3 protein-coding genes are annotated in these 6,726 nt (G+C 39.8%); all 3 read left to right on the forward strand.

The window, feature by feature from the left end; genetic code table 11:
- Positions 1-195: 195 nt before the first annotated feature.
- Positions 196-1,104: a serine protease gene (locus L1070_RS04655; protein WP_237124661.1), complete on the forward strand. Its 909-nt coding sequence runs from the start codon at positions 196-198 to the stop codon at positions 1,102-1,104.
- A gap of 455 nt (positions 1,105-1,559) precedes the next feature.
- Positions 1,560-4,028 carry a M1 family metallopeptidase gene (locus L1070_RS04660; protein WP_237124662.1) on the forward strand — a complete coding sequence of 823 codons (2,469 nt, stop codon included), beginning with the start codon at positions 1,560-1,562 and terminating at the stop codon, positions 4,026-4,028.
- A gap of 268 nt (positions 4,029-4,296) precedes the next feature.
- A partial coding sequence (locus L1070_RS04665) for an SIR2 family protein (RefSeq protein ID WP_237124663.1) occupies positions 4,297-6,726 on the forward strand: 2,430 nt, incomplete at its 3' end.

Below are 6,726 nucleotides of genomic sequence, written 5' to 3' on the forward strand. Positions count from 1 at the left end.
GGGCCACTTAAAGTTTGGGTAATTCACCTTGCTGTTTTTAATAACAAGAACACAATTGAAACGATTTCATGTTTTAAATATGTAAATTTTTTGTGTTTTGTGTCATATTTAGAACCAAGCATGAGGGCTTGGTACGTTTGGCCTTCATTGATAGTTGCGATTATTTTATTAAATTTATTAACACGGAATGATCATATGATATACGCAGAGCACATCGATACATTGAAGTATGAGCCTATCGTAGTGCGCGCTTTGAGCGCATCCAAAAGGTGGCTGATGCTAGGTGCGACTGTTGCATTGTTTGGTTGTGGTATGAGTCAGACTCATCAGGGAAAAGAGTTGGCCATTGCTTATCAAAACAATTCGTCAATCCAGCCTGCTGAAGGCAAAGACATGGTAATTAATTACCAAGTGATGGTAAGCGTTCGCCCAGAAGATAATAAGTTGATCAACGGTATGGGTATTCCGTTGAACCCTGAGCTAATTGTTACTGCCGACCATGTTGTTGATGGGCTAGAGGTGGGAGACTTAGCTTATGTGCAACTTGGTCGTTTAGGTAAGCTTTCCCAACCTATGGCAGCCGAGGTGGTACTACGTTCACCAGAGACCGACTTAGCTTATTTAAAGCTTGTAGAGAGTCGTTTTGAGCCAGCAGTAGTACCAAAATGGTGTGAAGATGAACAGTTTGGTTCACGAGTTGCAATGAGCAAGTTAACACCAGATTCAAGGGTAACAACGGCATCAGGTACGGTTTCGGGGATCACTAAAAGACCTTTGATGACAGAAAGTTTTAACGCCGAAGCCAGTAAGGAGGGTTTCCCGCCTAACAACATGCACAGTGAGCCTGTCAGTTGGATACTATTGCATCAGGCGATGAGCGGCGGCTTTTCTGGTGGCGCCATATATGATGTAAACAATCAGTGTGTGGTGGCTGTTTCTTCGTTGATTGCCAGTTTTAATGATTTGGCGGAACCTGATCTATATGGCTCAGTTTATGAAGCAATCAAAACAAAGTATTGGGCAGATAGCAGTAAAGTGATTGCTTTTGGTGTTCCCATGCAAACGGTTATGAAGCTTGCTAATACTGTTACAGCCAAGCTGTAAAGCCTGCACTTAAAACCAAGCACTGAGCCACTGATTAAGTGGCTCAGTGAAGTACTCTAATCAGTCTTACTACCAAACCACCAGCGGTTGTCGCCGTCTAGCCAAGTATTGACGGACGCTGCTTTTGTGACATTGTACTTATTTTACAGAGCAAACTCGCCGACATAGAATGGCGATGTGAACACCTTTCCTAACACATATTGAGCAAACACAAATGGATATCCTTGTTGGTTGCTCAACAGTAGCGGTTTGCTTATGTGTTGTTTTTCGCACTTACACTGCTAGAAATCGCGCTACACAGGATTACAGTTAATGATACTAGTGCTTAATCATCGGTAGGCATATCTCATTAAACGTGCTGTAATAGTTGCTAATTATAACTAAAACAATATGTTATTCAGGGAAGGTGTACGTTGATTTATAGCCGCTTTTTATTTGTAGTTTTGTCTGTATTGATGACGCATGCCGCGCATGCCAGCGCCTATCGTTTGCCAGAGAATATTTCTTTAGAGCGACAAAGTGTGGCGTTGACTCTCTCACCCGAACAAAGTGAGTTTAGTGGTCATACTCGACTGTATTTAGCCGTAGCGCAAAGCAGCGGTACCGTTGCTTATCATGCTCGCTACTTGGATATAAAATCGGTCGAGCTGACGCATAATGGAAAAACAATGGCGTTACCCATTATGCAGCCCAATGAATTCGATATTGTGACCCACCGCTTGGCGCAACCAATTGTGGGGCAGGCTAAGCTGTCTATTCATTATTCAGGCAAAATCACACACAAAACGATGGGCCTCTTTGTGGCGGGTCAACAAAGTGGCTCGCCCTATATTTTTTCTCAGTTTCAAGAGATGGAAGCGCGCACCGTATTCCCAGGTTTTGATGCGCCCGATAAGAAGACCCGCTTTGAGTTTAGCGTTAATATTCCCAAACAATATGATGCAAAACATAACACGCTGGCGCTTTCTAGCGAGATCAAAGGACAGCGAAAGCTTATCCGTTTTGCGCCTAGCCATAAAATATATACCGATGTGCTGGCGTTAGCGGTGGGGGAGTTTCATTCGGTGGCGTTAAAAGGCACTGCGCTTAACTCCTTTGTACATGCACCAAAATCAATTGCACTTAATTTGCCCGAAGATATGAACGAGTTGGTCAGCGGCACAGTGCAATTTATGGAAGATTACCTACAATACCCGTTTCCTTACAGCAAGCTGGATTTTTTCGTGGCGCCAATCGATGGCCTAGCCGCAATGGAAAACGTTGGTTTAATTGCGCTGAACAGTCATCAGATCCCAGCTCAAGACGCGGATGGTTTTGCACTGTGTCGATTCAGAAAGCTGATTGCCCATGAAATCGCTCATATGTGGTTTGGTAACGATATCACCATGAGTTGGTATAACGATTATTGGATGAACGAGTCATTTGCCGAGTTCTTTGCCGCCAAAGTTGTACAGACGCGTTACCCAAAGAGCGCGGGTTGCACGTTTAATCCTCAGTTTGCTTCATTTGCTGATGACACACATTCAGCCAGAGCGCTGCGCAGTGGCGTGAAGTACCGTGGAGACAATGAAGCCATAGGCCAGCTGGCTTACCACAAAGGCCGTTCGATATTAGAAATGGCAGAGCTGGCGTTGGGTAATGAGGTATTTAAAACTCAGATGCGTGCTTATGTAAAACGTGTTGCTGGTGGCAATACCAGCGCCCCCGCATTTACACAGCATTTTGCCAAAACCCCGTGGTTTGATGCCTTTATCAATTCATTTATCACGCAGTCTAACTATCCGTTACTGACGCTGAGTAAACAAAATGGACAGGTGTATATTCAACAAACTAGTTTTGACAGCAACCAAGAGAAACTTTGGACCATTCCACTGAGCGTGAGAATTTGGGATGGCAAAGTGCTTAAAACGCAACAAGTGGTGCTCGATAAACCACGCATGGCCATCAAGAATGTGCCCGCTACCGCGCAGCTATTTTTAGATAGCAACGGGGTTGGGTATTTTAGATATTTAGACAATCTAGATAATGGCAGCTTTGCTGTTGAGCAGCTCACCCGCGCAGAGCGAGCCTCATATGTAGACAACCAAGAGGCGCTGGCAAGAGGCGCGAAGATTGACTTTATGAGCTATGTTGATTCGCTTATTCATCTTATCAACACCTTGCCACGCGGTGCAGTTGAGGTGAGTAATGCGCTTTCAACCTTGCAGGATACTTTTGTGACCTTAATACCTGAGTCACTAAGCGATGAATATGCCCACTATTTGACGAGCCAGATGCCCAAAATTGATAATTGGCAATCAGTGCTTGCCAATCAAAACGGTGGTTTATGGCTTGAATTATATGGTGTGAACCTACGTGCAAACAGCGCCATTTTGGCGGCTCAAAAAGCATATAAAAATGCTTCTTTGAGTGAGCTGACACACCGCACTGCGGTATTGCGTGTACTGGTTGCCAATGCCGATGAACAAGCATACCAAGCGCTGTTGAGCCAATTTTCACAAAGTGAAAGGCAAGTGAAAGAAGACTTGCTCGACACCTTAGGCTATGGCAATACCATAAGCCAAATTAAAGCCTTTTATGATTTGCTACTGAGCGATGCAAGCTATGGCCATGACCTTGATTATCGCTTTCAGTATCCAGCATTTTCACCTAAGCACCGCGCTTATGCAGGGGAATATATTCGCAGCCACAAAGACGCCATCAGTAAGCGTATTGCCGATGATAAGTTGCAGTGGTTTCCTTACAACTTTATCACCGCTTGCTCAGCCAAAGAGGCGGCACTGGTAAAAAACACCTTTGCAGATTGGCAAGATGTGCAAGGCTTAAATGCCAAGCTCAACATCGTACTTGAGGTGATCAACGAGTGTGATAATAACGCCAAGCGCAACTTGCAAAGTGTGCGGAGTAGGTTAGGGGAAGGTTAATTTTACAAACATTAAAAGTAAAAACTATTGTTTTATTTCAAATATACGAGTTTAGGAACAAAGCGAATGCTCTATAGTGCCGAATGTTCTCCTTCTATATCTACAGCGAGCTTCTATATCTACAGCGAGCCATATCAATGTTGTCACCCTCTTGTAAACGTGCGGTTTAATTACTGTTTATACATATTGAGTTATATTTCAAATGAAAATTATCATAAATTCTGACTCGGTGCTAGTATCTATAACTTTGCACTCATTAAGGTAAGATATGGAAATTAAGAATTATGACTCTCCGGAGATTATACAATTACTTGCGAACGCATTTTCAGATAATGCCGCAGTTCCTGTTATAGGTGCTGGCTTTACACACGGATGTACTTTGGCTCACGGTGGGCAAGTACCTTGTGGAGAAGGTTTTAAAAGCATAATGATAAAAGAGCTATTAGATTCAGGCTCTATATCGGAAAGTGACTCTATAAAATTGAAAGAAAGTAAGTTCTCAACTGTATCCAGTTTATTCTTTGACAGTGATTTTATCCCTCACGAAAAAATGAAAAATATACTCAAGAAGAAGTTTCATAATGTTTTGCTTGATAGAGCTAGAATGGATTTCCTTCAGAGAATAGATTGGCCATATTTATATACTTTGAATATAGATGATGCGATTGAGTCGCACTCCAATTATAAAGTAGTCCTTCCATTTAATAAGGTTAGTAGAGAGTCTAAGCATAATAGAAATTTATATAAAATGCATGGGGATATAAATTATGAGATAAATCATGATGACTCGAAGGTGGTTTTTAGCTCTTCTCAGTATATGCAAAGTATTGAAAGCAATAAGCACATGCTGTCAATTATAAAGTCTGACTTTACGAGTAAAACTATTATTTATATTGGTTGTAGTCTTGATGATGAACTTGAACTTTCCTTTATTAATTCAAATAATGAAAAAGATAAAGGTTCAGGCTACCATAACATGATTTTCCTATGTGAAGATATTGATATAATTAGGCGGCAAGAATTAAAGTCTTGTGGGATTGATTACGTAGTAAAGTATGATAAAGGCCAGCACCAGCAAGTCTATCAAACTATATATAAAGCATATTCAAAATCACTTGATGAGAACCCGGAGTATGTAGAGTTTACAAAAAAAGTAAAAAAAATAGGACGAGATGTAAAAGCTAACGAAGATTTCCTGATTAAAGGTATCGCAGAAATAAATGAAAGAAATGACAACAGGTTGATTCCGCATTACGCAGAAGAAAGGGATGTAGAGCGCTACTTAATAAGAGAAATTAATAAGGAACCGCTCGTCGTGATAATAGGGCGTAATTTTTCAGGTCGGACTCAGCTTATTTACTCTGCATCTGTTAAGCTGTCAAATAAAGAAGTTTTCATTGTAGATTCAAAATATGCGATGAATAAATATAACGCCAAGAAGTTAATAGAAAGAGAGAATGCAGTGGTGTTTTTTGATTCTGGATCTGTTGATGAAGATATTTGCCGTGAAATATACAGAAGCAAAAGTATAATTTCAGAAAATAACTCTTCAGTTGTGGTGGTAGTTGATAAAAATAACTTAAAATTTATGGATGTTCTTGATCCTGATGCATTGAACTCAACCTCTTCTATCTATTTGAAGAATAAACTTACACAGAGTGAAGTGGAAAAAATAAATAGAATGGCTTATGAGGTTAAAATACCAAAGTTTCACTCTAATCAGTCTATACTTCAGAATATATATAATTCTTATGAGGCATTAGGTGAAAATAATTATATATCAAATATAAGGCTCGATGAACGGCTTTTTAAGATTCTTTACCTGATAGGTATACAAGACTCATCTGCTACTGGGGAATCATTAATTCAATGCGGCCTAGATGTAAATGATATAAAGTCAATAAGTAGTAGATTCAGACCGTTCATAGAGGTAGAGCGTGTTACACGCTACGAAATGGAAGAGCATAGTGGATTCAAGATAACATGCTATTCTAAAGCATGGATTTATTCTATTTTAAGGAGGTATTATATTGAGAAAGCAGACTTTTGTGTTGAAAGTATTGCTAAGATATTATTGACTTTAAAAGAGCAGGGGAGCAACTTGTTCGTTAAAGGATTGCTATTTGACACTATTAATGAGTTATTTACAGGAGACAAGAAGCAAGGAGCTGGTAAAGGTGCAGGAAACTTGATTCTTAATTTATATGACAGACTAGAAGAGTTGGTATCTAATGAACCTGAGTTTCATGTCCAAAGATCAAAGGCATATTATAATATATTTGCAGACAAAAGTGATATTAAGAAACTAGACTCCGTTATAAAAAACCTAAAATTTACAGGTACTTATTCTAAATCTGAATCAACAGAGAGAAATATTAAGAATCAACTAGCCCTAATTCACTTAAAAAAGTGTCACTTATATGATTCAATTGATAGTAAACTCTTTGAAGAGACTGTCACTTATTGTTATCGATGTATTCATGATGAGACTATTAACTCTAGGTATGTCAAAGAGCTTCTATCAGGAAACTCTACAGGTGGAATGTACCTCAATAAGTTCTTAGACAAGATCAACGATACACCATCTCTCAAGTTGCTTGTATTGAAGATGAAAGATGAGTACGATTTCATTACGAGTAGGCGAATTGAGTTTATGAGACAAGAAAATATGGAATCTAGATTTAGACATAAGAACAGC

The sequence above is a fragment of the Pseudoalteromonas sp. MMG022 genome (genome assembly GCF_021654245.1).
In the GTDB taxonomy this organism is placed as follows: Bacteria; Pseudomonadota; Gammaproteobacteria; order Enterobacterales; family Alteromonadaceae; genus Pseudoalteromonas; species Pseudoalteromonas amylolytica.